Origin of the sequence: Stenotrophomonas sp. LM091 (genome assembly GCF_001806305.1) — a bacterium.
In the GTDB taxonomy this organism is placed as follows: domain Bacteria; phylum Pseudomonadota; class Gammaproteobacteria; order Xanthomonadales; family Xanthomonadaceae; genus Stenotrophomonas; species Stenotrophomonas bentonitica_A.
In genome coordinates this window covers 3,131,879-3,157,670 of the sequence record NZ_CP017483.1, presented here as the reverse complement: position 1 = coordinate 3,157,670, position 25,792 = coordinate 3,131,879, and the positions used below count along the sequence as shown (strand labels likewise).

The 25,792-nt window shown below is 66.7% G+C and carries 25 protein-coding genes and 1 tRNA gene; 4 read left to right on the top strand and 22 right to left on the bottom strand.

Going from position 1 to position 25,792, the window contains the following annotated elements; translation table 11 throughout:
- Positions 1–5 precede the first annotated feature (5 nt).
- Together BIZ42_RS13895 and BIZ42_RS13890 are read right to left on the bottom strand one after the other, a co-directional pair.
- Positions 6–998 (bottom strand): aldo/keto reductase, encoded by a 993-nt coding sequence (locus BIZ42_RS13895; protein WP_070426758.1) that lies wholly within the window; start codon positions 996–998, stop codon positions 6–8.
- 10 nt (positions 999–1,008) lie between these two features.
- On the bottom strand, positions 1,009–1,605 hold the full coding sequence (locus BIZ42_RS13890; protein WP_070426757.1) for a flavodoxin: 597 nt from the start codon (positions 1,603–1,605) through the stop codon (positions 1,009–1,011).
- Between the two features lie 74 nt (positions 1,606–1,679).
- Between BIZ42_RS13890 and BIZ42_RS13885 the strand changes: the two genes are divergently transcribed.
- Positions 1,680–2,573, top strand: a complete 894-nt coding sequence (locus tag BIZ42_RS13885) for a LysR family transcriptional regulator (RefSeq protein ID WP_070426756.1) — start codon at positions 1,680–1,682, stop codon at positions 2,571–2,573.
- Between the two features lie 3 nt (positions 2,574–2,576).
- On the opposite strand, the gene BIZ42_RS13880 is transcribed toward BIZ42_RS13885, so the two are convergent.
- The 4 genes from BIZ42_RS13880 to BIZ42_RS13865 form a co-directional block, all read right to left on the bottom strand.
- Positions 2,577–3,719 (bottom strand): aldo/keto reductase, encoded by a 1,143-nt coding sequence (locus tag BIZ42_RS13880; protein WP_070427547.1) that lies wholly within the window; start codon positions 3,717–3,719, stop codon positions 2,577–2,579.
- A gap of 23 nt (positions 3,720–3,742) precedes the next feature.
- Complete coding sequence (locus BIZ42_RS19895; RefSeq protein WP_070426755.1) at positions 3,743–4,897, bottom strand: carboxymuconolactone decarboxylase family protein; 1,155 nt, start codon at positions 4,895–4,897, stop codon at positions 3,743–3,745.
- Positions 4,894–5,952 carry an alpha/beta hydrolase gene (locus tag BIZ42_RS13870; protein ID WP_070426754.1) on the bottom strand — a complete coding sequence of 353 codons (1,059 nt, stop codon included), beginning with the start codon at positions 5,950–5,952 and terminating at the stop codon, positions 4,894–4,896. Before BIZ42_RS13870 ends, BIZ42_RS19895 begins: the two co-directional genes overlap by 4 nt.
- Before the next feature lie 219 nt (positions 5,953–6,171).
- The gene (locus BIZ42_RS13865; protein WP_083279859.1) at positions 6,172–7,266 is read right to left on the bottom strand and encodes an alpha/beta fold hydrolase; all 1,095 of its coding nucleotides are present in this window, start codon (positions 7,264–7,266) and stop codon (positions 6,172–6,174) included.
- Positions 7,267–7,666: 400 nt separating this feature from the next.
- Here BIZ42_RS13865 and BIZ42_RS13860 point away from each other — a divergent pair, with 400 nt between their 5' ends.
- Positions 7,667–9,358 carry a hypothetical protein gene (locus BIZ42_RS13860; protein WP_156785746.1) on the top strand — a complete coding sequence of 564 codons (1,692 nt, stop codon included), beginning with the start codon at positions 7,667–7,669 and terminating at the stop codon, positions 9,356–9,358.
- A 120-nt stretch (positions 9,359–9,478) separates the two neighbouring features.
- Here the strand turns inward: BIZ42_RS13860 and BIZ42_RS13855 are convergent.
- The 14 genes from BIZ42_RS13855 to BIZ42_RS13790 form a co-directional block, all read right to left on the bottom strand.
- Positions 9,479–9,553 (bottom strand) — tRNA-Val (locus tag BIZ42_RS13855).
- A 65-nt stretch (positions 9,554–9,618) separates the two neighbouring features.
- A complete protein-coding gene (locus BIZ42_RS13850; protein WP_019185355.1) occupies positions 9,619–9,972 on the bottom strand; it encodes a PilZ domain-containing protein in 354 nt (117 codons plus the stop codon).
- Positions 9,969–10,928 carry a DNA polymerase III subunit delta' gene (locus BIZ42_RS13845; protein WP_070426752.1) on the bottom strand — a complete coding sequence of 320 codons (960 nt, stop codon included), beginning with the start codon at positions 10,926–10,928 and terminating at the stop codon, positions 9,969–9,971. The genes BIZ42_RS13850 and BIZ42_RS13845 overlap by 4 nt, the downstream gene beginning before the upstream one ends.
- A complete protein-coding gene (gene tmk, locus BIZ42_RS13840; RefSeq protein WP_070426751.1) occupies positions 10,921–11,589 on the bottom strand; it encodes a dTMP kinase in 669 nt (222 codons plus the stop codon). Before tmk ends, BIZ42_RS13845 begins: the two co-directional genes overlap by 8 nt.
- Positions 11,586–12,647 carry an endolytic transglycosylase MltG gene (gene mltG, locus BIZ42_RS13835; RefSeq protein ID WP_070427545.1) on the bottom strand — a complete coding sequence of 354 codons (1,062 nt, stop codon included), beginning with the start codon at positions 12,645–12,647 and terminating at the stop codon, positions 11,586–11,588. Before mltG ends, tmk begins: the two co-directional genes overlap by 4 nt.
- Positions 12,648–12,713: 66 nt before the next feature.
- Positions 12,714–14,069, bottom strand: a complete 1,356-nt coding sequence (locus BIZ42_RS13830; protein ID WP_070426750.1) for an aminodeoxychorismate synthase component I — start codon at positions 14,067–14,069, stop codon at positions 12,714–12,716.
- Positions 14,070–14,164: 95 nt separating this feature from the next.
- The gene (fabF, locus tag BIZ42_RS13825) at positions 14,165–15,427 is read right to left on the bottom strand and encodes a beta-ketoacyl-ACP synthase II (RefSeq protein ID WP_070426749.1); all 1,263 of its coding nucleotides are present in this window, start codon (positions 15,425–15,427) and stop codon (positions 14,165–14,167) included.
- Positions 15,428–15,563: 136 nt separating this feature from the next.
- On the bottom strand, positions 15,564–15,803 hold the full coding sequence (gene acpP / locus BIZ42_RS13820; RefSeq protein WP_017357544.1) for an acyl carrier protein: 240 nt from the start codon (positions 15,801–15,803) through the stop codon (positions 15,564–15,566).
- A gap of 153 nt (positions 15,804–15,956) precedes the next feature.
- Positions 15,957–16,700, bottom strand: a complete 744-nt coding sequence (gene fabG / locus BIZ42_RS13815) for a 3-oxoacyl-ACP reductase FabG (protein ID WP_070426748.1) — start codon at positions 16,698–16,700, stop codon at positions 15,957–15,959.
- A gap of 74 nt (positions 16,701–16,774) precedes the next feature.
- Complete coding sequence (gene fabD / locus BIZ42_RS13810; RefSeq protein WP_070427544.1) at positions 16,775–17,719, bottom strand: ACP S-malonyltransferase; 945 nt, start codon at positions 17,717–17,719, stop codon at positions 16,775–16,777.
- 81 nt (positions 17,720–17,800) lie between these two features.
- Positions 17,801–18,583 carry a serine/threonine protein kinase gene (locus BIZ42_RS13805; protein ID WP_019185347.1) on the bottom strand — a complete coding sequence of 261 codons (783 nt, stop codon included), beginning with the start codon at positions 18,581–18,583 and terminating at the stop codon, positions 17,801–17,803.
- 75 nt (positions 18,584–18,658) lie between these two features.
- On the bottom strand, positions 18,659–19,636 hold the full coding sequence (locus BIZ42_RS13800) for a beta-ketoacyl-ACP synthase III (RefSeq protein ID WP_019185346.1): 978 nt from the start codon (positions 19,634–19,636) through the stop codon (positions 18,659–18,661).
- Between the two features lie 88 nt (positions 19,637–19,724).
- On the bottom strand, positions 19,725–19,922 hold the full coding sequence (rpmF, locus tag BIZ42_RS13795) for a 50S ribosomal protein L32 (protein ID WP_017357626.1): 198 nt from the start codon (positions 19,920–19,922) through the stop codon (positions 19,725–19,727).
- 108 nt (positions 19,923–20,030) lie between these two features.
- Complete coding sequence (locus BIZ42_RS13790; RefSeq protein ID WP_019185345.1) at positions 20,031–20,540, bottom strand: YceD family protein; 510 nt, start codon at positions 20,538–20,540, stop codon at positions 20,031–20,033.
- Between the two features lie 113 nt (positions 20,541–20,653).
- Between BIZ42_RS13790 and BIZ42_RS13785 the strand changes: the two genes are divergently transcribed.
- Entirely contained in the window at positions 20,654–21,226 is a 573-nt protein-coding gene (locus BIZ42_RS13785; protein ID WP_070426747.1) for a Maf family nucleotide pyrophosphatase, read from the top strand.
- Positions 21,227–21,229: 3 nt separating this feature from the next.
- Here the strand turns inward: BIZ42_RS13785 and BIZ42_RS13780 are convergent, their stop codons facing one another.
- Positions 21,230–22,939 carry a hypothetical protein gene (locus tag BIZ42_RS13780; protein WP_156785745.1) on the bottom strand — a complete coding sequence of 570 codons (1,710 nt, stop codon included), beginning with the start codon at positions 22,937–22,939 and terminating at the stop codon, positions 21,230–21,232.
- Between the two features lie 16 nt (positions 22,940–22,955).
- A complete protein-coding gene (locus BIZ42_RS13775; RefSeq protein WP_070426746.1) occupies positions 22,956–24,797 on the bottom strand; it encodes a glycosyltransferase family 39 protein in 1,842 nt (613 codons plus the stop codon).
- A gap of 40 nt (positions 24,798–24,837) precedes the next feature.
- Between BIZ42_RS13775 and BIZ42_RS13770 the strand changes: the two genes are divergently transcribed.
- Positions 24,838–25,791, top strand: coding sequence for a MoxR family ATPase (locus BIZ42_RS13770; RefSeq protein ID WP_046273892.1), 954 nt, complete (start codon positions 24,838–24,840; stop codon positions 25,789–25,791).
- The last annotated feature ends 1 nt before the right edge of the window (position 25,792 follow it).

The following is a 25,792-nucleotide window of genomic DNA, read 5'->3' as shown; positions in this document are numbered from 1 at the left end:
CCCGCTCACTTGCCGGTCATCTTCAAAGCAGCTGCCGGCAAGCGCGCGCCGCTGATAGTGATCCGGGCCACGTCCGCATCGATACGCGCCAGGTCGGCCGCATCCAGCATCAGATCCACCGCACCCTGATTCTCATCCAACCGGTGAAGCTTGGTTGTACCGGGGATCGGCGCGATCCATGATCGCTGGGCCAGCAGCCAAGCCAGGGCCACCTGAGCAGGCGTGGCACCCTTCTCTGCCGCCACTGCCTTCACCACTGCGACCAATACCATGTTGGCCCGACGCGCTTCAGCGGAGAACCGCGGCACCGCATTACGAAAATCCGCTGGATCGAACTGCGTGTTCTCGTCGATCTTCCCGGTCAGAAACCCTGCGCCCAGCGGGCTGAAGGGTACGAAGCCAATGCTCAGCTCTTCAAGCAAAGGAAGAAGCACCTTCTCCGGTTCACGCCAGAACAGCGAGTACTCGCTCTGCACCGCCGTCAGCGGCTGCACCGCATGCGCCTTGCGGATTGTCTGCACACCCGCTTCGGACAAACCGAAATGCGCAACCTTGCCCTCTGCAATGAGCGCCTTCACCGTGTCGGCAACATCCTCGATCGGCACCGCCGGGTCAACACGATGCTGGTAAAGAAGGTCGATGCGCTCGGTGCGAAGCCGCTTCAGACTGGCCTCTACGGCAGCGCGGATGTGTGCGGGCTGACTGTTGGTACCTGTGCCGCGGGCACCCGTCACCGGGTCGATGTCAAAGCCGAACTTGGTGGCGATCACCACCTGGTCACGAACGGGCGCCAGTGCCTCGCCCACCAGTTCTTCGTTGGCAAAGGGGCCGTAGGCTTCGGCGGTGTCGAAGTGGGTGATGCCACGCTCCACCGCCGCGCGGATCAGCGCAATCATGTCCTGCTTGTCTGCGGCCGGGCCATACGCCGCGCTCATGCCCATGCAGCCCAAGCCGAGCGCGGAAACTTCAAGGCCTTGTCCAAGGGTACGGGTCTTCATGGTCGAATCCTCATCGTGCCGTGTGCGGAGTGGCCAACCAGGCGTTGACGCTCTCCATGGTGTTGCGTTCCTGGTCGGCCTGCATCACGAATGCCTCCAGGATGCGGGCGTTGGGTGCATGGCTGGCCAGGACGCGCAGGCTGCTGCCCACGCCGAAGCCGCCATGGGTGATGAACGGCACGATTGTCTTGCCCCTCATGTCGTGCCGCGACAACAGCGAACGAATGATCGGCGGCGCGGTCTCGCCCCAGATCGGAAAGCCCAGGTAGACGGTGTCATAGCGATCAATGCCGGCAATGCGGGCGCGCAGCGCCGGTTCTACCCCGCCGTCGCGCTCCTGCCGCGCCTTTGCCACCGTTTCCAGATAGTCCGCCGGGTAGTCCATGGCAGGCTGTATCTCGAACAGGTCGCTGGGCATGCTGCGATGAATGAGGCCAGCAACGACCCGGGTGTTGCCCGAGCGCGAGAACCAGGCAACCAGTGTCCGCGCGTTTGATCGACCCGCGGCCGCGCCCTCCTGCGGCGCCGCGGCGGAGCATCCCAGCGGCAGCGAGGCCAGGGCGGCAACGACTGCCCGGCGACCGTGATTGGCGGTTGGCTTTGTCATGACGCCAATCTACGCCCCCCAAACACATTCTTGCAGAGGCATAATCGGATATCGCTTATATCCGGTGCGCATCAATGAGCGTAGAGAATTACGACCAGCTGGCCATGTTCGTCCTGGTGGCGCGGGAGCGCAGTTTTACCCGTGCTGCCGCCCAGCTGGGCATGTCCCAGCCTGCCCTGAGCCGATCGATGCGTCAGCTGGAAGAGCGCCTGGGTGTGCGCCTGCTTGCCCGGACCACGCGCAGCGTTTCGCCCACCGAGGCCGGAGAGCAGCTGCTGCGGGTGATTTCACCGCGCTTCGAGGAAATCGACACGGAGTTGGCCCAGCTCAACGCTTACCGCGACAAGCCCGCCGGTCGCCTCCGCATCACCGCGGGTGAGCATGCCGCGCTCACCGTGATGCAGCCGGTACTGGGCAAGCTGCTGCCGGCCAACCCCGACCTGAACATCGAGGTGATCGTCGACTACGGACTGACCGACATCGTGGCCGAGGGCTTCGACGCCGGTATCCGCATGGGTGAGCAGGTGGCCAAGGATATGATCGCCGTGCGCGTGGGGCCGGACCTGCGCATGGCAGTGGTCGGATCGCCTGCCTATTTCCAGCGCCACCCGAAACCGAAATCGCCGCACGACCTTACCCGGCACAACTGCATCACCATCCGCCTGCCGACCCACGGTGGCATTTTCGCGTGGGAGTTCGAAAAAAAGGACCAGGAGCTGAAGGTGCGGGTGGAAGGCCAGCTGGTGTTCAACAACATCGCCCTGCGCCTGGGCGCCGCGCTGGAAGGACTGGGGCTTGCCTACATGCCCGAGGATCTGGTGCGCGCCCACGTGCAGGCAGGCACCCTGGTCCATGTTCTGCAGGACTGGTGCCCCTCCTTCCCCGGCTACCACCTGTACTACCCCAGTCGCAGGCAGTCGTCACCGGCGTTCACCGTGCTGCGTGATGCATTGCGCTACCGGGAGTGAGCGTTAGCGCACAGGCGCCTCCACGTCGCTGTAAGCCTGCACCGCTGGCGGAAGGCGCTCGCCCTGCACTGCCACCGCGGCAACTGCGGCGTTGAGCTCCCGCAGCTCACCTGCGCTGAAGATCACCTCGCCTGCACCCAGGTTGTCCAGCAGATGTTCCATCTGCGTGGTACCGGGAATCGGCACAATCCAAGGTTGCTGTGCCATCAGCCAGGCCAATGCGACCCGTGCCGGCGTGGCCTGCTTTCGCGCGGCCCAGTCCCTGAGCAGGCGCACCAAGGCCAGGTTGTGTTCGATGTTCTGCGGGGTGAAGCGCGTTTCGATGCCGCGAATGTCACCTTCGGCAAAGCGTGTCCTGGCGTCGATCGCACCGGTCAGGAAGCCTACGCCCAGTGGGCTCCATGGCACGAATCCGATGCCCAGCTCGGCGCACGCAGCGAGCACCTTCTGTTCCGGTCCTCGCCAGAGCATCGAGTACTCGCTCTGCACAGCGGTCACCGGCAGCGCAGCGTGCGCACGGCGAAGCGTCTTCAGGCCCATCTCGCACAGGCCCCAATGCAGCACCTTGCCCTCGGTCATCAGGTCGTGGATCGCACCGGCCACGTCCTCGATCGGCACCTGCGGGTCCACGCGATGCTGGTACAGCAGGTCGATGCGGTCGGTACGCAGCCGCGTGAGCATGCCCTCAACCGCCCGCTTGATATGCGCGGGCCTGCTGATCAGGCCCGGGCCACGCGCGCCGGTTTCCAGGTCGATGTTCCAGCCGAACTTGGTGGCGATCACTACTTCGTCGCGGAAAGAGGCAACGCCTTCTCCAAGGATTCGTTCCACTTCATGCGGGCCATAGGCCTCGGCTGCGTCGTAGAACGTCATCCCGCGATCGAACGCGGCACGGATGATGCGGTGCATCTCGATGCGCGAGGGGATGGTGGTCTGGTAGGTGCGGCTCATGTTCTGCACGCCCAGCCCGATGCTGGAGACCTGCAGCGTTCCCAGCATGCGGCGGCCGTCCATTTTTCGCGCTGCAGCTGCGGGGGATGCGTTGGCCGTGGACGTAGCCAGCGCGCCTGTCAGCGGCAGCGCCGCCAGCGCAGCCGCGCCCGTCAGGATGGAGCGGCGTTGCGGGTTGTTGGGCAGTGTGCTCATTGCGGTCTCCATGAACGGCATGGTCAGCGCGAAGGCGGCGGGGTCTGTTCCAGCGCCTGCACTGCACGGGCGGATGCGGCCGCGTAACCGCTATGGGCCAGCAACTGGGCCAGGTGGTGCAGCTGTGCGCGGCTGAGACCCACGCGCTGGCTCGCCGCCATGTGCGAGCGCAGCTGCGCCTCCACGCCGGGCATCACTGCCAGTGCACCCACCGTCGCCAGTTCACGGCTTTGCCAGTCCAGGTTGTCGCGCTCGAAGATGTCGCCGAACAGGTGCGTCTGCAGGTACTGGTTGATGATGGGGGCGAAGTCCATGATTGGCCCGGCCACCGGGGCGCCGGAGATCCGGGTCTGATTGGCGGTGCCCACCGCGCGCAGTGCGTCGCCCACGGGAATCTCCCCGGTGGGCGACTGACCGGGCGCGGTGGCGATGCCCTGCGCCTCACGTGCGCGCACCACGTTCATCAGCTCGCCCAAGGCGTTGAGGCTCTTCGGGAACCCCGCATAGGCATACAGCTGCACGAGCACTTCCTTTGTCTCGCTCAGCGTCAGGCCTGCATCCAGTCCCCGGCGCAACGCGGCAGTGAGCTGCGGCATGTCGCTGCTGGCCGCAGCGGCTGCAATCAGCGGGATAGCCTGCTGCCTCGGCGAAAGCGGGCCGGCAACGGGCGCCTCGATGCCTGCTGACGCTTGGCGGTACTGGTCATCACTCACCTGCTCCAGCCAGGCCACCGATTTTCCCTCTGCCACACCGGTTACCGCGAGATGGGTCATCGCGCTGTGCGGCGCGGCGCCGTGCCAATGCTTGACCCCGGCCGGACACACCACCACATCCCCGGCGTGTATCTGCTGCGCCGGCTTGCCCCATTCCTGGGTCAGCCCAACGCCAGAGGTAACCACCAATCGCTGCCCGGCGGGATGGGTGTGCCAGGCCGAACGCGCGCCCGGCTCAAAGCTGACGTATGCGGATGAGACCTGCACGTCCTTGTCCGCTGGGAACAGCGGATCCACGCGCAGTTTGCCAACGAAGGTCTCTGCTGGACCGGCAACGGACGATTGTGTTCCCGACCGGGTGATCTGCTGGATGGGCATTTCGCCGGCGCCGGCGAACGGTGCCGCCACGCTCAATGCAGCGCCCAGCAGCGCCGTCTGCGCGGGTGATTTACGAGGCGTGGTCATGGTGCAAGCGTCCGGGTGTAGAACGTGGTGAGCGAGGCGACGGCAGCATCCACGTACTTCGGCACCCAGTAGGTCTCGATGTGCGTGGCCCCCTCCAGCAGCACCAGCTGCTTGTCGATGGTGCCGGTTGCTTTGGCGAAGGCATCCTGGGTCATGTACAGACTGTCCGCCTTGCTGCCGGCAATCATCAGCAGTGGTTGGTTGATCAGCTCGATCTGGTTGGTGGCGTCCCAGCGCATCAGGTCCAGCAGGCTGCTGGTCGTGTAGCGGAAGGTGGAATTGGGATGGGCATGCGTCTTCCAGTAATACTCATAGCCCTGCCGATACAGATCGAAGGGGAGCTTGGCGATCTGCTCGTCGCTGAGGTTGGCGTCGCCGGAGTACAGCACTTCGCCGCCGGCGGCCTGCTGTGCGCGCGCCTGCGAAGCCTGCTGCAGGCGCTGCTGGAGGGTGTCCAGCTGCGAGTCGGCATAACCGTTGCGGCGCACTCGGCCAGAGTTGAACATGCTGATCGTGGCTACGGCCTTGAAGCGCTTGTCGGTCTGCGCGGCCGCCAGCGAGTAGCCGCCGCCACCACAGATGCCGAGCAAGCCCAGGCGCGAGGTGTCCACCCAGGGGAATCGACTGATGAAGTCCGCCATGCCGTGGATGTCCTCGATGCGGTGGGAAGGCATGTCCACGCTGCGCGGCTGGCCGCCGCTTGCCCCCTGATAGGCCGCATCGGCGGCAATGGCGATGTAGCCCTGCTGGGCCAGGCGTTGCGCGTACAGGCCGGCCACCTGCTCTTTGACCCCGCCATTGGGGTGGGCAACCACGATGGTCGGGTACTTCCGCGAGGCATCAAAATTGGCGGGCGTGTAAAAGTTTGCCGCGATCTCGATTCCATTCAGCGGATAGGACACCGAGTGAATGTTGACCTCACTGGGCACATTGCGCGTGATCGCACCTTCGTAGGCCAGTTGGAAGGGGTTGAGTGTGTAGTCGGCAGCGGAGGCATTGCCTGCTGCCAAGCCGAGAGACATCGCCAACAGCGTGGCGTGCACGATGTGCTTCATTCAAGTGCTCCGGGTTTGTACGTTACCCCTGACGGCGCGTGTTGCGGGTCGACGTTGGCGGGGTTCAGGAATAAACCTAACGCCCGTGCACTCCTGGAAACAGAGCATCAGCCGGATATCACTCATGCATGGATGATATGAATTGTGGATCGGCAAGCGTCGCAGCACCGGCGCGCCACATGCCTTTGATGGCGCAATCACTGCACGACGCATTCCGGCTCAATGATCCAGATTCTTCTTCGCCAGAAACTCACTCACCAGATCGGCGATCTGAACGTTGTTGAGGTCCGAGAACAGGAAGTGGCTGTTGCCACGGATTCCTATGTCCGGCAAATGGATCAAGGTCACGTCCCCACCCTGCCGATTGACCGCGTCGCGCCAGGCGCGGGCCATTTCCAACCGCGCCCGCCAACTGTCCTGCGCCGGCAGGTCAACGGGCTTGTCAGGGATGTTGTCGCCATACAGCACCAGAATCGGGATCCGGGTCAGCGCCTTGAATTCCGCGGGCGAAACCAGCGCGGGAGCGACGGTATCGAACGCGCTGGGAATCGGTGCCGGCGCATCGTCCTTTGCGAACACGAAGCTGCTGCCAGGCTCGAACGCGACGATCGCGCGGACGTTGGAGCTTTTTATGGCCGTCATCCAGCCAGGACCGCCCGCCTGCGAATGGGTAAACAAGATCGCGGGCCCTGTTTTCTGCAGCACGGCAGCTACTCCGTCAGAGACTACCTCGAGGTCGAACGGCCCCGTGTTCGGCGTGACCGAACGGAAAAACTGGTCCAGCGTGGCCTCCCCTGTCGGGAATTGACTGCCGCCGAAGTACGTCGGCCAGAGGCCGATTCGGAACTGGTTGAACCACATCTGATCGTCTGCGACAGGCTTCAGCGTGGACTCGACCATGCTTCGGCCCGCTTTGCCTCGCCGTGGCTGGTCGATCAGGTAGGTAGTGAAGCGACGACGCAGGAACAGGTTCTGGAAGCCCTCGCGCCCATCGGCCGTCGTTTCCCAACTCTTGGACGACTGGCCCGCACCGTGCCACATCACGATCGACAGCGGACGCGCATTCACCGGCTTCTGGTAGAAGGCATAGACGTGATCACCGTGGTAGCTCTGGCCCTCCGGATTGGACGGTTTCAACGGATCGAACGTGCCAGGTTCCGTCTTTTCCATGCCACCTGCGAGGAAACTCCCCTGCGCCTCGATCTGCAGTGGCTCGTTGGCCATGGCGGTCGTGGAACAGAGTGAAACCACCATCCAGATCAGTGTGGAGGGAAAGCCGGGCAGCAGAGTGCGAAGGCGGGTGCGTGTCTGCATGGGTCACTCCGTGACAGATTGTCAGGGGAATCTACCGTCGGGGCCATGTTGGAAGAAGCGCGCACGCGCATATCACTCATGCATGGGGGGTATATATTCCACATCTACGGCATGGCAGTGGCCAGCAGGTGCACATCGTCGAGCGATACAACAAGGCGAGCTCGTAAGCGGGCAGCGAGCTGGGCGCGCCGGGCATTCGCGATTGCTCAGCGCGGCAAAGGAGGCGCATCTCGGCGTCCGCCCAGAAACGGACACTGTCAGCGATTGGCGCCTTTCTATTGTCCGGAAAGTCCGCGATCGACCGGATAAGCAGACCAGCCTGACTCTTCAGCACGGACTGCATCGTTGGAAGCAGTTGCTAACATTGCAAGCCACTCCTCCTTGGAAGGACGTCGCCCGCATGCCTTTCCTCCCGGCGTTTCGCCGAGTCGCAGCGCTGACGCTCGTGGCATTGCCAGTCTGCCCGTTCGCTACCTTGTCAGCGGCGGAGCCTGTTTCTCAGACCAGCGCCTTCATCCACCCCATCAACCGTGCCAAAGACGCCCCGTTGGCAAGCCTGGGCAGCGATGGATTGCTTCGCTATGGCGTGTATACCGAGCGCGGTGGCGATCAGGCCCGCAACATCGTCCCGGACTTCTCCCGCGCCGGGTACCAGGGAGGCGGCGTCAGCCTGCCCATCCGCTCCAGCATTCCTGTCATCGAGATCCTTGAGCCATCCAGCGCGGAGGATGACTATCCCCGCATCCAGGCAGCGATCGATGCGGTCTCCCTACGTGCCACGGACAGCCGGGGCCTGCGCGGCGCGGTCCTGCTCCGTCGCGGCCACTACAGGGTGAGCAGGACGCTGACCATCCGTGCAGGCGGCGTAGTGCTGCGCGGTGAAGGGCGAGGTGCAGACGGCACGGTGATCCGCTCCGAAATCAGCGAGCGACAGGGCAGAATTCTTGACGTGGGCAGCAGCGAATCCGCGGTCCCCCGCGCAGCGTTGGACGCACGCCGTACCGCAATCAACATGGACTACGTCCCGGTGGGGGCGATGCGGATCAAGTTAACGTCCGCAGCCGGCTATCGCGTGGGCGATACGGTGTCGATCGCGAGGGAACCCAACGCGCGCTGGGTCGGCCCAGAGGGCATCGATACCGCGCGATACCGGTGGACGGCCAGCGACTACGCCATGTACAGCGAACGCGTCGTCACCGCGATAGACCGTGACACGATCACTCTCGATGCCCCCGTCATGGATGCCATCGAGGCCCGGTTCGGTGGCGGCAGCGTCTATCGCACGGATCCGATCCGCATCTCGCAGGTTGGCATCGAAGACCTCCGCCTTGAAGGTGACCCCGAGACCGGTACGGTCAACGGCACCGCCGATGCCGGCCCCTTTACCGCACTCCGCCTGGGTGCAACCTACAACTCATGGGTTCGCGATGTAACCGTGCGTTATGTATCGCATGGCTTCGTGACCCGTAATGGCGCGCAGTTCAATACCCTGCAGGACATCGCCTATCTCGACCCGAGGTATGGCGAGACCCAGGGCGCCCGCCGCTATGTGTTCCTGTACGAGGGCAACGCCGCCTTCAATCTGATCCAGCGCTGCTACAACCAGGGCGGCCGGCATACCTTCGTCATCGGTGCACGGGTGCCCGGCCCCAACGTGTTTCTGGACTGCCTGGCCGTGGGCGACAGCAACGACAGCGGCCCCCATCACCGCTGGTCCACCGGCACGCTGTACGACAACACCAAGGGATACATGCTGCGAGCGCAGAACCGCCGGTACAGCGGCACGGGGCACGGGTGGGCAGGCGCACAGCAGATGTTCTGGAACACCGAGCACGACATCTACGTGGTCCAGGCGCCGCCCTTCGCGATGAACTGGAGCGTGGGACAGGTGGGCGCTATTGCACCCGGGAAATTCCCGCCGGAGGAGCCAGCGGGGATCGTGCAGTCGATGGGCCAGGTGGTGACACCTCGCAGCCTGTATCTGCAGCAGTTGCGTGATCGTCTGGGCGAACAGGCGGTGGTCAACGTCACCACGGAAGCGCAACGTGACGGGCGCATCTGGGACAGCCTGGCCGATGGTGCGGGGGAATAGCGCTCATAGCGGAGAGCGCTGGCAGCCAACGCATTGACGATCAGCTCCGCGATAAGCGGCAGGTGGGGCGCACAACCAACAAAAAAGCCCCCGTTTCCGGAGGCTTTTTCGACTGAATCATGGTGGGCGGTACAAGGTTCGAACTTGTGACCCTTGCCGTGTGAAGGCAATGCTCTACCGCTGAGCTAACCGCCCGATGCTGCTGAGCCGCTCATTATAGGGCGGCAAATTTCGACGTCAACGGTTTCGCCGAAATTTCTTCACATCGTGTGCGTGGGCTTGTCCGCGGTCAGGATGCCGGCCAGCAGGGTCTCGATCCGGTGGCGGACGGTCTCCCCTTCGGCGCCGTCGGCCAGCTGTACGCCGATGCCTGCCGCGCGGTTGCCCTGGGCCCCGGCCGGGGTCACCCAGATCACCTTGCCGGCCACCGGCAGGCGCTCGCCGGAGTCCGGCAGGGTGAGCAGCAGGAACACCTCATCGCCCAGGAAGTAGCGCTTGGGCGTGGGCACGAAGATGCCGCCGTTCTTCACGAACGGCATGTAGGCGCTGTACAGCGCGGCCTTGTCCTTGACGGCAAGGGACAGGATGCCCTGTCGGGCGTTGGTGGCGCTCATGCTCTATTCCCCTTGGCGTGCCGTTCGTTGACCTTTCCCCAGGCCAGCAGCAGCTCCACCACCGCAAGATCGGCGCGCACCGTGGTGCGCAGCAGGTCGCGGGTGCGGTTGGCCGCATCGAACCAGGCGGCCAGCTTGTGCAATCGATCGGGATCGGTCAAGCCACCGCCGGTGGCCTGGGCCAGGGCGAGATCGGCGGCGTGGCGCAGGCGCAGGGCGGCGTTGTCGTCGGCGGTCCAGCGCTGGGCCAGTTCCACCGCGCCGGCGCGCCCGGCGACGAGGGCTTCCAGGTCGGCGGCGACCTGGCGGCGCAGGGCCAGGCCGTCCTCGCGCAGCCACTGGTCGGCCAGGCCGGGATGGCCGCGGGCGGCGTCCAGCGCTTCGCGGGCGCTGGCCTCGCTGTGGCCCAGGGTCTGCAGCCAGGCGAGCGCTTCCTCGCGCGGCGGCAGCTTGAACTCCAGGCGCTGGCAGCGGCTGCGGATGGTGGCCGGCAGGCGCGCGGGGTCGGCGCTGATCAGCCACAGGTAGCGGCCGGGCTGCGGCTCTTCCAGGGTTTTGAGCAGGGCGTTGCAGGCGGCGCGGTTGATGGCGTCGGCAGGATCGACGATCACCACCTGGGCCACGCCGTACTGGGGGGTCAGCGAGAGCTTCTGCGAGACCTCGCGGATCTGCTCGATCACGATTTCGGTGCGCAGCTTGTCGCCGGATTTGTTGGGAATGAACGAGATCCGCTGCAGGTCCGGGTGGGTGCCCGCGGCCAGCAGCTGGGCGCTGCGCTTGGCCGCGGCAGGCTCGCCCTGCCCCAGCACGTGCTCGGCCAGCCGCAGCGCGACGCCCAGCTTGCCCAGGCCGGCCGGGCCGCAGAACAGCAGGCCATGGCCGAGGCGACCGGCGTCGAGCGCGGCCACGGTCTGGTCATAGGCGCGCTGCTGCCAGGGGGAAAAGGGTTCAGCCACGTTCCGGCTCCTGTGCCAACCATGCCGCCACGGCCGCCACCACCGCGCTGGCGACGCCGGCCTGGTCCTGGCTGGCGTCGATCAGGCGGTAACGTGCGGGGTCTTCGCTGGCACGCTGGCGGAACACCGCGCGCACCCGCTGGAAGAAATCATCGTGCTCGCTTTCAATGCGGTCCGGCCACAGGTCGCGGCCGTTGGCGCGCGCACGGCCGACCGCTACGTCCACATCCAGCAGCAGGGTCAGGCCGGGCAGCAGCCCGACGGCGCGGCGCTCCAGATCGGCGATCCACGCCGGGTCCAGGCCGCGGCCACCGCCCTGGTAGGCGTAGCTGGAATCGGTGAAGCGGTCGCACAGCACATAGGCGCCGCGCTGCAGCGCCGGGGCGATCACCTGGCGCACGTGCTGGGCGCGGGCGGCGAACACCAGCAGCAGCTCGGCTTCGGCCGAGAGCGGCTCGGCGGCGATCTCCGCGTCCGGCTTGAGCACCAGCGCGCGGATGCGCTCGGCCAGCGCGGTGCCGCCGGGCTCGCGGGTCAGCACCACCTCATGGCCACGGGCGTGAAGGGCCTCGCGGATCGCGTTGATGGCGGTGGTCTTGCCGGCGCCCTCGCCCCCTTCCAGGCTGACGAAATGCGGGTGCCGGTGCAGCGCGGGACTCATTGGGGGGCGGCCTCGTTGGTGCGTTTGCTGCGCAGTTGCTGCAGGTAGCGGGCAACGGCGGCGTTGTGGTCGGTGTAGTTGGCCGAGAAGATGTGCGCGCCACTGCCATCGCCCACGGCCACGAAGTACAGCGCGTCCCCCTTGGCCGGCTGCGCGGCGGCATGCAGCGCGTCACGCCCGGGCATGGCGATCGGGGTCGGGGTCAGGCCGGCGCGCGTGTACGTGTTGTACGGCGTATCGGTGGTGAGGTCGCGCTTGCGGATGTTGCCGTCGTAGCTGCTGCCGATGCCGTAGATCACGGTGGGGTCGGTCTGCAGGCGCATGCCGATCTTCAGGCGGCGCATGAACACCCCGGCGATCTGCGGGCGCTCGCTGGGCAGTGCGGTTTCCTTCTCGATGATCGAGGCGAGGATCAGCAGCTCGTACGGCGAGTTGAGCGGCAGATCGTCCACGCGGCTGTCCCACGCGGCGGTGAGTTCTTTTTCCATCGCGGCATGCGCGCGCTTGAGCACGTCGATGTCGCTGTCACCGCGCTGGTAGACGTAGGTCTCGGGCAGGAAACGGCCTTCCGGGTGTTCGCCGGGGAAGCCGACCGCCTTCATGAGGGCGGCATCGTCCAGCGCATCGGTGGTATGAACCAGCGGATCGGCACGCTTGAGCGCGGCGCGAAGCTGACGGATGTTCCAGCCTTCCACGATGGTGACGCGGTGCTGCAGGACGCGGCCCTGGCGCATGCGGGTCAGCAGCTCGCGTGGGGTCAGCGCCGGATCGAGCGCGTATTCGCCCACCTTGAGCTTGCCAGCGGCATCGAGCTGGCGCGCCAGCAGCTGCCACTGGGTGTCGCTGCCTTCGTCCACGCCGGCCTGGCGCAGCTTGCCGAGCACGGTGCTGAAGCCGTCCCCCGAGGCGATCACCACGCTCTCCGCACTGGGGGTGACCGGTGCATCGGCGAACGCGCCCTGGCGATGCCAGAACCATGCGCCTGCGGCCGCGACCAGCAGGGCCAGCACCAGCAACACGGCCAGTACGGCCAGACATCCCCGTTTCGCACCCGCCATGGTCACCTCGAATCAAATTCTTCGCCGCGCAGCATACCGCGCGGGTACTGCACACCGCCAAACGGCTCAGGCATCGCTGCCCAGCGCCCGCAGCAGGCCACGGGCCTTGGCGCGGGTTTCGTCCAGTTCCTTGTCGGCCACCGAATCGACCACGATCCCGGCCCCGGTGCGGAAGCTGGCGGTATCGCCGGCCACTTCGGCGGTGCGGATCAGGATGTTCAGGTCCAGGTCGCCATCGCGGTTCAGCCAGCCGAACGCGCCGGTGTAGGCGCCGCGCGCGGTCTGCTCCAGCTCGGCGATGATCTGCATGCAGCGCACCTTGGGGCAGCCGGTGATGGTGCCGCCGGGGAAGGTCGCGGCAATCACCTGGCCGGGGCTGACGTCCTCGCGCAGGCGGCCACGCACGTTGCTGACGATGTGGTGCACGTGGGCGTAGCTCTCCACGGTCATCAGTTCATCCACCTCCACGCTGCCCGGTGCGCAGATGCGGCCGAGGTCATTGCGCTCCAGGTCGATCAGCATCACGTGCTCGGCGCGCTCCTTGGGATGGCCGACCAGTTCCTGGATCCGCGCGGCATCGTCGTCGCCAGCGAAACGCGGGCGGGTGCCGGCGATCGGGCGGGTCTGCACGTCATCGCCATGCACCGAGACCAGCCGCTCGGGCGAGGAGCTGACCACCGCCCTGCCCTGCGCCATGAACAGCCCGGCGAACGGCGCCGGGTTGGCCACGCGCAGCTGCGCGTACAGCGCCTGCGGCGAGAGCGCCTCGGTGAACTGCGCGCTCCAGCGGCGGGACAGGTTCACCTGGAACACGTCACCCGCGCGCAGGTAATCGATCACCTTGCCGACGCCGTCGGTGAAGCGCTGTGGCGCGTCTTCGCCGATCACGACCGGGGGCTGCCAGGTCGGCAACGGGGCCAGCGCGGCGGCCGCGGCAAGGTCGTCCTGCAGGGTCTGCAGCAGCGCGGCCTGGCCGCTCTCGCACACCGCATGGAACTGGCCGAGCACGCGGTCGTGCAGCACCGCCGCCGGGCAGCGCAGCGCCAGCGCGGACGGCAGGCCATCGGCGCGCGCCGGCAAGGCCAGCACGTCTTCGATCTGCCCGGCCAGTTCGTAATCCAGCATCAGTGCCCAGCCACCGCGGAACGGCAGTGTCGTCTCCTCGCGCGGCAACCGCAGGGCGGCCCAGTGCGCGTCGAGCACGTCCAGGAAGCGGCCGTCCTGCGCCACGCCATCGGCATCACGCACCACGCCGTCGGCGTGCAGCGCGAGCGCTTCGCCGCTGCCCATCAGCAGCAGGTCCCAGCGCCCCTGCGCGGTGCCCGAGGCGGTGGACTCCATCAGCAGCGGGTAGCGCTGCGGGGCCAGGCGCTGCAGGGCCAGCAGGTCGGTGGTGGCGGGCAGCGGAAGCGTCTGGAACATGACAGGACACCGGAAGGGCGCGCAGCGTGCGCGGGGGCCAGATACACCAAGGCCGCCATGATGGCGGCCCGGGTGGGAGTGCACGGAACGGGCGGTCAGACGCGCTTGAACACCAGCGTGCCGTTGGTGCCGCCGAAGCCGAAGCCGTTGGACATCACCACATCGACCTTGGCCTCGCGTGCGGTGTTGGGCACGTAATCCAGGTCGCAGCCCTCGCCCGCTTCATGCAGGTTGATGGTCGGCGGAATGATGTTGTCGCGCAGCGCCAGCACCGAGAAGATCGCCTCCACGCCGCCGGCCGCGCCGAGCAGGTGGCCGGTCATCGACTTGGTGGAGCTGACCATCATCTTGTAGGCGTGGTCACCGAAGGCGGTCTTCATGGCCATGGTTTCGCCCAGGTCGCCCAGCGGCGTGGAGGTGCCGTGCGCATTGAGGTAACCGACCTGCTCCGGGGTCACGCCGGCGTCCTTCAGCGCCATGGTCATGCAGCGTGCCGCGCCTTCGCCGTTCTCGCTCGGGGCGGTCATGTGGTACGCGTCCGAGCTGGCGCCGAAACCGGCCAGCTCGGCATAGATGCGCGCGCCACGTGCCTTGGCGTGCTCGTACTCTTCCAGGATCAGGATGCCGGCGCCGTCGCCCAGCACGAAGCCGTCGCGTTCCTTGTCCCACGGGCGCGAGGCTTCCGCCGGTGCATCGTTGCGGGTGCTCATCGCCTTCATCGCGCAGAAGCCGCCCAGGGCGGTCGGCGAGGAGCCGCGCTCGGCACCACCGACCACCATCACGTCCGCATCGCCGTACTGGATCATGCGCATCGCGGTGCCGATGGAGTGGTTGGAGGTCGCGCAGGCGGAGACCGCCGAGAACGACGGACCCTTCAGGCCGGTGATGATGCTCAGCTGGCCCGGGAGCATGTTGATGATGGTCTTGGGCACGTAGAAGGGCGAGATCTTCTTGCCCTCGTGGAAATCGATGGTCTGCTCTTCGATGCCCAGCAGGCCGCCGATGCCCGCGCCCACGATGGCGCCGACGCGCTCGGCGTTGCCGTCGGTGATCTCCAGGCCGGAATCGTTCAAGGCCATGAAGGCGGCACCGAGGCCGTAATGAATGAACGGGTCCATCTTCTTGGCATCCTTGCCAGTGACCCGGAATTTGCCGAACTGTTCGTTGTCGGCGGTGATGTCGAAGTCCCTGACCTCACCTGCGATCTTGGTGGTGAAACGGTCCAGGTAGGACTGCGAAACGTTGGTCAGCGGACCGATGCCGGAACGGCCTTCGGTGATGCCCTTCCAACTGCTGGCCATATCATTGCCCAATGGCGAGACCATGCCCATGCCGGTAACGACGACGCGACGCTTCATTGCAGATTCTCCTGACCCGGGTGTTGCGGGTATCACGCGGTATAACGCTCAAAAGCACAGGGCCGCAAGCGCGGCCCCATGGGTTTGCCGCACGCGGTCGCAGCAATCGCCACGGCCGCGCGCGAGCCGCCTGACATCAAGCCTTGACGTGGGCGTTGATGTAGTCGATCGCAGCCTGCACGGTGCTGATCTTTTCGGCTTCTTCGTCCGGGATTTCGCACTCGAACTCTTCTTCCAGCGCCATCACCAGTTCAACGGTGTCCAGCGAGTCAGCGCCCAGGTCATCGACGAACGATGCGCTGTTGGTGACTTCCTCTTCCTTGACGCCAAGCTGTTCGACGACGATTTTCTTGACGCGTTCTTCGATGGTGCTCATTGGATATCGCTCCAGATGGAGTAGTGGTTCAAAAATGACGCCATCCGGTGAGGGATGACCGTGGGATAGTGTAGTGGAAACCAGCGACACCTTGCATTGCAGCAAAACATCAAACGGATCAACCACTTGCGGCGCACTCCTTGCGCCACATGCTTACGGCATGTACATGCCGCCGTTCACATGGAGGGTTTCGCCGGTGATGTAGCTGGCCGAAGGACCGGCCAGGAACGCCACCGCGTTGGCGATATCGGACGGCTCGCCGAGCCGCTCCAGGGCGATCGACTTGACCAGGCCGGTGCGCTGCTCTTCCGGCAGGGCCTTGGTCATGTCGGTGTCGATGAAGCCCGGCGCGACCACGTTCACCGTGATCCCGCGCGAGCCGATTTCCTTGGCCAGCGACTTGGAGAAGGCAATGATGCCGGCCTTGGCCGCGGCGTAGTTGGCCTGGCCGGCATTGCCGGTCACGCCGATCACCGAGGCGATGTTGATGATGCGGCCCTTGCGCGCCTTCATCATGCCGCGCATGACGGCCTTGGAGGTGCGGAAGACGCTGGTCAGGTTGGTGTCCAGGATCGCCTGCCAGTCTTCTTCCTTCATCCGCAGCAACAGATTGTCGCGGGTGATGCCGGCGTTGTTGACCAGGATGCTGATGGCGCCGAATTCCTTGGCGATACCGTCCAGCACGGCCTCCAGCGCAGCAGCGTCGGTGACGTTCAGCGCGCGGCCGTGGCCACCCACGGCAGCCAGGCGCTCACCAATGGCGGCGGCACCGGCGTCGGTGGTGGCGGTGCCGATGACGGTCGCGCCCTGCGCGGCCAGTGCGTCGGCGATCGCGGCACCGATACCCCGGCTGGCGCCGGTGACCAGTGCGATTTCACCCTGAAGGGGCTTGCTCATCTCATTTCCTCGAACGGGATCGGCCTGGCCGGTCTGGCGCGAGGCCAGTCCAGCGCGGGCACGATCGGAAGACATCAGGCGGCCCAGGTCTCGCGGGCCGTCTCGAAATCGGCGGGCGTGGACAGTGTGCGCGCGTCCAGCGATTTGTCGATGCGTTTGATCAATCCGCTCAGCACCTTGCCCGGGCCACATTCGGCCACCCGGGTGACGCCGCGGGCGGCCAGCGCCTGCACGCAGCCGGTCCACTGGACAGGCAGGTACAGCTGCTGGACCAGCGCCTGGCGGATGGCGTCCACGCCGTCATGCACGCGGGCATCGACGTTCTGCACCACCGGCAGGGCCGGGGCGCGCCAGTCCAGGCCAGCCATGGTTTCAGCCAGGCGGTTGGCGGCTTCGCGCATCAGCGGGGTGTGCGAGGGCACGCTGACGGCGAGCTTGACGGCCTTGCGGACGCCCTTCTCGGCCAACAGGGCCAGCGCGCGGTCCACGGCGGCGGCGTCGCCACCGATGACGATCTGGCCGGGCGAGTTGTAGTTGGCCGGGACCACCACCTGGCTGCCGGCGGCCTGTTCGCAGACCTCCACGACGAGGGCGTCTTCCGCGCCGAGGACGGCGGCCATGGCCCCCACGCCGGTCGGGGCGGCTTCCTGCATCAACTGGCCGCGCAGGCGCACCAGATGGGCGCCGTCACGCAGCGACAGGGCGCCGGCGGCGACCAGGGCGGTGTACTCGCCCAGGCTGTGGCCGGCCAGGACGGCCGGCTTGGCGCCGCCAACGGCGTTCCAGGCGCGCCAGACGCCGATGCTGGCCGCCAGCAGGGCCGGCTGGGTGTACTCGGTGCGGTTGAGCATCTCCTCCGGGCCGCCCTGGGAAAGGGCCCAGAGGTCGACACCGGCGCCGTCGGAGGCCTCGGTGAAAGCCTCGCGGATCTGCGGGCGCAGCTCGGCCAGTTCGGCCAGCATGCCCAGCGACTGCGAGCCCTGGCCCGGGAACACGAATGCGAGATTGGTATCGGTCACGCGATCATCCGCCTGCAAAAATCGAACGGCGAATGATAAAGGGGAACGTCGCCCTTCGTCTGTACTGCCGCGTATGTGGGCTCAGGTGAACAGCTGGAGGATGTCGAGGTCGCCGTCGCTGAAGAAGTCGATGCAGATCACGGCCAGCATCAGCACGCCCAGGGTCGTGGCGCCGTGGACGATCAGGATCGAGTGGGCCAGCGCGCGGGCCGAGCGGCCCATTTTCATGCTGTAACGGGCCAGCCCCTGGAGGCGACCGGTGACATCGTGGGCATGGGCGAGGACCGGCGCTTCGGCGCCGTCCATGGCCTGCGCCATCAGGCTCTGCAGCTGCTGCGGCCGATCTTCGTAGTACTTGGCCACGCCGTAGCCGAACATCAGCCAGTCGCGGGCCTGGGCCTGGGCGAGGTCCATGACTTCCAGGGGGTCTTCTTCGAAATCGATGAAGCCGATCTCGTTGCCGTCCCAGGTCAGGTTGCGCGGCAGTGGCTGGCCGAAATAAGCGCCCTTGCGGTGAGCCTGGGCGATGGCGTTCATCGCTGCGGACACCAGGCGGTCGCGGCCGGCATCGTCGGCTTCGCGCAGGCAGGTGTTGAACGAGGAGCCGTTGTCGCCCAGCACGAGGGCGGCGTGGCCGCTGCCGATCACGCTGGGGACGTTGACGCCCTGGGCCTGCAGTTCGGCCAGGCGCCGGGCTTCGGTTTCGCGGGCGGCATCGCCGCCGCGGTGCGGCGGTGGGCGCAGGGCATCAAGCTGGAAGCGGCGGGCGATGAAGTTCAGCAGCCCCAGCGCGACCACGCGGCTTCCTTCGCCGTACTGCTTCAGCCAGGCGCGCTGCCCTTCGATGACGATGGGCTCAACCATGACAGTTCTCCTGAAATGCTTACGGCCCCGTAATGGGGCCGTAACGACAGCGTCACGTTGTCGTAACTGCGGCTATCAATAGCGCAGCAGAGCAGAACCCCACGTGAAGCCGCCGCCGAAGGCTTCCAGCAGCAGCAGCTGGCCGCGCTCCACACGGCCGGAGCGGACCGCGTGGTCCAGCGCCATCGGCACGGAGGCAGAGGACGTATTGCCGTGCTTGTCGACCGTCACCACCACCTGGTCCATGGACATCTCCAGGCGCTTGGCGGTGGCTTCGATGATGCGCAGGTTGGCCTGGTGCGGGATCAGCCAATCCAGGTCGGCCTTGGTCAGCGCATTGGCTTCCAGGGTTTCATCGACGACCGAGTCCAGCGCCTTGACGGCGTACTTGAACACGTCGTTGCCCTTCATCAGGATCGCGCCGCGGGCATTGTCGCCCTCGCCGAAGCCGGCCGAGACGCCCACCGGGTTCCACAGCAGTTCTTTCTTGCTGCCATCCGAATGCAGGTGGGTGCTGAGGATGCCGGTGTCTTCGTCGGCCTTGAGCACGACGGCGCCCGCGCCATCGCCGAACAGCACGCAGGTGGTGCGCTCGGTCCAGTCGACGATACGGGTCAGGGTTTCCGCACCGATGACCAGCACATGGCGTGCATCACCGGAACGGATGAATTTGTCGGCCACGCTCAACGCGAACACGAAGCCCGAACAGGCGGCGTTGACGTCGAAGGCGGGGCAACCGCTCGCACCGAGCTTGGCCTGGATCAGGCAAGCGGTGGACGGGAAAATCAGGTCAGGCGTGGTGGTACCCACCACGATCATGTCGAGCTGCGAAGCGTCGATACCGGCCGCTTCAAGCGCACGTACCGCGGCGTGGTAGCCGAGGTCGCTGGTGGTCTCGCCTTCGGCCGCAATGTGCCGTTCGCGGATACCAGTGCGCGATTGAATCCACTCATCGCTGGTGTCGACCATTTTCTCCAGATCCTGGTTGGTCAACACTTTTTCGGGCAAATAACTACCGGTGCCCGCGATCCTCGAGTAGATCCGCTTGCTCATTGCATGTCCTGTAGCACGATCACCAAACGTGGTGATCGGGAAGAATGGGGTAAAGGCCGCCGCCCGACCGGGCAGCGGCCTTCACAAATCAATCTTCTTCGACGGCCGAGTTTGACTTGGTCGTGATCACCTTCTTGCCGCGGTAGAAACCGTCAGCGGTGATGTGGTGACGCAGGTGCACTTCACCGGTGGTCGGATCGGTGGACAGCTGCTTGGCGCTCAGGGCGTCATGCGCACGGCGCATACCGCGGCGGGACGGGGTGACACGGGATTTCTGCACAGCCATGGGATTGCTCCAAACTCGGTTCGTTTTGCTTCGTCGTATCGTCGCGCAGGACGCCAGCGCCCAGCACAGTTTTCGCTTTCGCCGCAGCCGCCGACGACAATCCGGCTGCTATTGTTTTTTCAGTGCCGCCAACGCCGCGAACGGATTGGCCTTGCTGATTTCTTCTTCGGTCGGTGCCCAGTCCTTGTCCACTGCCTCGCCATCGGGAGACAACGGCACGACGGGCACGGCCAGGACGAGTTCGTCCTCGACCAGTTCCAGCGGTCGCAGCATGCCGTCTTCGGGCACCAGCCACGGCTCCCACCCCTCCGGCAGCGAGGATTCTTCCTCTTCGCTGCGGATCAGACCGAGCCGCTGCACCATCGAAACCGGCAACAGGAAACGCTGCAGGCTGCGCTGACAGATCAGCGGCAGCGCGGTGTCGATGGACAGTTCAACATAGGATACCCGCAGGATGTCGTCGTGCGCGAATTCCAGTGCATAGGTGCACTGACCTTCGGTATCGGCAACAAGGCCTTGCAGGCGGGTCAATTTCGCTAGATCCACCTGGCCATCGAAGCGCCTGCGCGCTGCGACCATCCGCCAAGCATCCAGCATTTCGGGCACGTTTGCGGACATAAGCCGCTGAATGTTAAGGATCGCCCGGGCTGCTGTCAAATGCCTGCGCAGTCAGGTTGCCGATCCCCGCCCCGAGGGCCAGACTGCCGCCCTTCCGTGCCCGGTATTGTCGCATGACCCCACTGCTGCTTGCCTCCACCTCCCGCTACCGCCGCGAACTGCTGGAACGGCTTGGCCTGCCCCTGCAGACCGCCCGCCCCGAGGTGGATGAGACCCCCGCCCCCGGCGAGGCCCCACGGGCCGTGGCCGTGCGGTTGGCGCAGGCCAAGGCGGAGGCCGTGGCCCGCCTGCACCCGGGCCAGTGGGTGATCGGCTCGGACCAGGTGGCGGAACTGAACGGCGCCGCGCTGGGCAAGCCCGGCACGGTCGAGGGTGCGCAGGCGCAGCTGGCGGCGATGTCCGGCCAGGTGGTCGACTTCCACACGGCGGTGAGCCTGGTGCGCGACGGCGAGGTCCTGGCCGCGTGCGACCGGACCCGGGTCCATTTCCGCACGCTGGATCATGCCGAAATCGTCCGCTACGTGGCCGCCGAGCAGCCGCTGGACTGCGCCGGCAGTTTCAAATGCGAGGGGCTGGGCATCACCTTGTTCGAGGCGATCGAGAACCGCGACCCGACCGCTCTGATCGGCCTGCCGCTGATCGCGGTGAGCCAGCTGCTGCGCCAGGCCGGCTACACCCTGCCCTGAGCCTCAACGCAGCTGCAGCGCTTCCAGGCAGCCGGCATCCAGCGGCCCGGTGGCCCAGCCGACCCAGTGCCCAGCCAGCGGCATCGCCAGGCCCACCGGGCGTCCCGCGCACTGCAGGACCAGCCGCGGCGCCGGGCTCCGGGCAGCGAACTCCACGCGCCACGCGGGCCCGCCCAGCAGGTTGCGCACGGCGACCACCGAAACCGCACTGAGCGGCACCGCCGAGGCGGTGGCCGCCGTGCGTTCGCCCTGCAGATAGCGCGTTTCCGGCCAGGCGAACATCGCGCTCCCGTGCGCGCGCAGGCTTGGCAGTGCCGCCTGCACTTCGCCAGGTACGCTCTCGCCATGGGTCTGGTCCGGATCGATCACGCCCGCCGCGGCTGCGGTGGCCGTCATGTTGGCCACGCGCTGCATGCTGGCGCCGAGGTAGGCCATCCAGGCGGTGCTCGGCACGGCCACCAGGGCCAGCAGGAGCGCCCCCCAGACCACCGGCCGGGGGCGGCGCAGACCCACGCGGACCGTCGCCCACAGCAGCAGGCCGCACCAGAACAGCCACGACCACGGCACATACCGCGGTGCGGCCAGCTGCGTGGGGTAATCGGCGAAATAGGTCCAGCGGCTGAGCGCGACCAGCCCGCCCACGGCCAGCCCGAACCACGCCATCGCCAACGCCACCGACTCCCCGGCGCCGGCGCTGCGCCCGCGTTGCCAGCTGCAACGGGTCATTCCGAGCACTCCGCCCAGCCCAACCGCGCCCACCAGCAGATGCGGCCAGCGCGAGGTCATCACCGGGCCGAACAGCCACTGGTACCCGCTCGCCACCGAATGGACCGCATTGCGCACGGGCGCGAACGGCAGTTGCTGTGCCGCCGCCGGATCCAGCGCAGGCCAGGCCAGGTAGATGAAGGGCGAGGCCAGCCAGCGCAGCAGCACGTCCAGCTGCGCCAATGGCGCAAGCGCCATCTGCGAGGGCATGCCGGTGCGGCCCATGCCCAGGTGCAGGCCGACCGCCACCAACAGCCCCAGCATCAACGGCACCCAGTGCGACAGCGGCGCACGGCGCACCACCAGCACCGCCGCCAGCCCGACGAACACCGCTACGCCGCTGCCGAACGAGAACGTCGCCGCGACACCGCACAGCGCCGCCAGCACCGCACCGCGGCGATCCCCACGCAGCAGCACAGCCACCCCGGCCATCAGCGCCGCGGTGATCAGATACGCATGCACCGACTCGTTGCCATGGGTGAGCGCGCGCTGGCTGCCGAGCCAGAAGATCGACAGCGCCCCGATCAGGGTCGCGGCCGCGCGTACCGGCGGCGCCAGCGCATCGGCCTTGATGATCCGGGCCAGCAGCCACACCGTGGCCAGGGCCAGCAGCACGCCCGTGCCGATCTGCAGCCACTGGTTGCCATGCAGCCAGGACAGCTCGGCATGGCGCACCAGGTTCGGCAGGATTTCGCGGTGGCCGTTGTCCGAGACCAGCACGTTCGATGGCCACGGCATCTCCAGCAGCTTCTGGGTGAAGCGCCACGGATCGGCGTACAGCACCCGCGGCGCGAGCCACAGCATCGCCGCCACGCCCACCGCGACGACCGCAGCCACCGCCAGCCACAGCAGGCGCGTCAGCGCGGGCGGCACCGGCGCGGAGACCGGACGGGACACCGGCACGGAAGCCGTTTCCGGCGAGGCATTGCGCATGAGGGTGTCATCCATGAAAAAACACGCGCACTCAGCGCGCGGGGACGGTGAAGGCCTGTTCCTGCCACTGCTCCACGCTGCCGTCCTTGCCGTACAGCGTCATGCCCAGCCAATGGCGACCGGGCGCGAGGTGAGCGGTGTTCAGCGTGGCATCGAAGGCCACGTTGGGATGCTGCGGATCGGTGGAGATCTTCCAGGCGCTGGTGATGTCGTAGGCGCGCCCGTAGACCGCATCGCCGACCGGCTTCCCATCGACAAACAGCTGGACGCGTTCGATGCCGGCACCGTCCTTGAAGGCCCAGCCGCGCACATCCAGCGTGTCGCCCACCTTGGCATCCGGCTGCGGCGCATCCACCCAGGCCATCGCCGGGGTGACGCAGGGCCCGTCCACCCGCCCGGCAGGCAGCTTGAACAGCAGGAAGCGCTGATAGCCATGATCGTTGCTGACCACGCGCGGCGGCGGCAGCGGACCCACCTGGTCGCAGACCGCGTGATAGCGCTCCAGCAGATCGCGATAGCGCTGGTCGCTGGGGGACAGCACCAGCAGCATCGGTGTGTCGCGCTGACCATCGTGCAGCAACCCCCACAGCCCCAGCTGCGCACTGCGGCCGTGTTTGTCGTTCAACGGATGGCGCAGCACCTCGATCGAGGGATCACGCAACTGGAAGCCCAGTTCCGCGCCGACCTTGAAGTTGCCGGCCAGCACGCGCGTGCCCGGTGGCATGCCCTTCAATTCTTCGCGCACGGCGCCTGCCAGGGGCTCCCAGCCGGCGAAGTTGCGCGGGTAATACTTGTAGCCGGCCAGCTGCTCGCGCACGCTCGGCACGGACGCCATCAGGTAATAGCCGAAGGCCAGTGCCAACCCGGCACCGGCCAGCCACCAGCCGGTGCGGCGCAGCCAGCGCGGCCAGCCATTGAGCACGACCGGCACCGCGATGAGCAGTGCGAGATAGCCCGGCAACGGCCAGTGGAAACTGATGCGCTCCACATCGGTGAAGAAGCCCAGGGCGAAGATGGACAGGGTCGATACCGCGCCGATCAGACCGAAATACCGCCACTGGGCGCGTGCGCCTCCACCGGAGCGGGTACCGGCCAGGGCCACCTTCCACATCGCGATGCACAGGATCGGGGTGACCAGCATCGGCTGGATCACCAGGAACCACAGCCCGCTCCACTCGAACGCCCACGGGTGGCGCTCGACCACCTGGAATTTCAGGCCGGCATCATGGTTGTCGGCATTCCACGACAGCAGCGGCAGCCACGCCACCACACCGACCGTCAGGGCCACCCATACGCGCGGATCGCGCAGCATGCGCCGGCCCTGCGGCAGCACCAGCAGCGCGATGAAGCCGACCACGATCACCCCGATGAAGCGGTAATGGCTGAGTGCGCCGATCGCCAGGCCTGCGGCCAGCTTCACCGCCGCCGCCGCATCCACGTTGCGCAGCAGGCGTGCACCGGCGTCCAGGCACAGCACCGCGGCCAGCGCCATCGGCACATCCGGCACGGCCAGCATGCCCAGCGTGGCCGACAGCGGCATCAGCAGGGTCAGGCTGCCGGCCTGCCAACCGGCCACCGCGCCGAACCAGCGCGTGGCGATCCGCGAGACCAGCCATGGCAGCCACGCACCGATCGCCAGGAACGGCAGCCGCAGCGCGAGCACATGGTTGCCGCCCACTTCCACGCCCAGGCGTGCCAGCCATGCGGTCAGCCCGGGCAGGTCCGAATAGGCCGCCGCCAGGTGCTGGCCTTCCTGCCAGTAAAAAGCTTCGTCCACGAACAAGGGCAGACGTGCGGCCACCACCAGCTTGACGGCGGTGACCAGCGTCCACAACAACAGGAATATGGTGCGTGCGCGTTGTTCGCCCTGCATTGCTCTATAGAATCAGTGGAATCATCGATACGAGACGGACATGGATCATTCGCCCCCCGTGCCAGCCATGCTAACCGATGTACTGCGACAGTCTCTCCGCGCCGCCCAGGATCAGGTCAACGGGCTGGTCCTGGGCAAGGCCCAGGAGGTACGACTGGCCTTCGTGGCGCTGCTCTCCGGCGGCCATCTGCTGATCGAGGATCTGCCCGGCCTGGGCAAGACCACCCTTGCCCACGCCATGGCCTCCAGCCTCGGGCTGGGCTTCCAGCGGGTGCAGTTCACCTCCGACCTGCTGCCTGCCGATGTACTCGGCGTCTCTGTTTACGATGCCGGCAGCCGTCAGTTCCAGTTCCACCCCGGCCCGGTCTTCACCCATGTGCTGCTTGCCGATGAGATCAACCGCGCCCCGCCGCGTACCCAGAGTGCGCTGCTGGAGGCGATGGCCGAGCAGCAGGTGACCCTGGATGGCGTGACCCACCCGCTGCCGGATCCGTTCTTCGTCATCGCCACCCAGAACCCGGTCGACCTGTCCGGTACCTTCCCGTTGCCGGACTCGCAGCTGGACCGCTTCCTGCTGCGGTTGGCGCTGGGCTACCCCAATCCCGAATCCGAGCGCGAGCTGCTGCGCGGCACTGATCGCCGCCACCTGATCGCGCAGGCCACCGCGCGGCTGAGCGAGGTGGAGGTGCGGACGCTGCGCGAGGCGGTCGGCCAGGTGCACGCCAGTGAAGCCTTGATCACCTACGTGCAGGCGCTGCTGGCCCGCAGCCGCCAGCACGCCGGGGTGCGCGTAGGCCTGTCACCGCGCGCGGGCCTGGCATTGCTGCGCGCCGCCAAGGCGCATGCGCTGCTGTTGGGCCGCGCACATGTCGTGCCTGAAGACGTGCAGACGCTGTTCGTTGCGGTGGCCGGGCATCGGCTGGTGCCGGAGGCAGAAGCCGGCAATGGGCCGGCATTGGCCCGCGCCATCCTCCAGACCGTGCAGGTCGACTGAG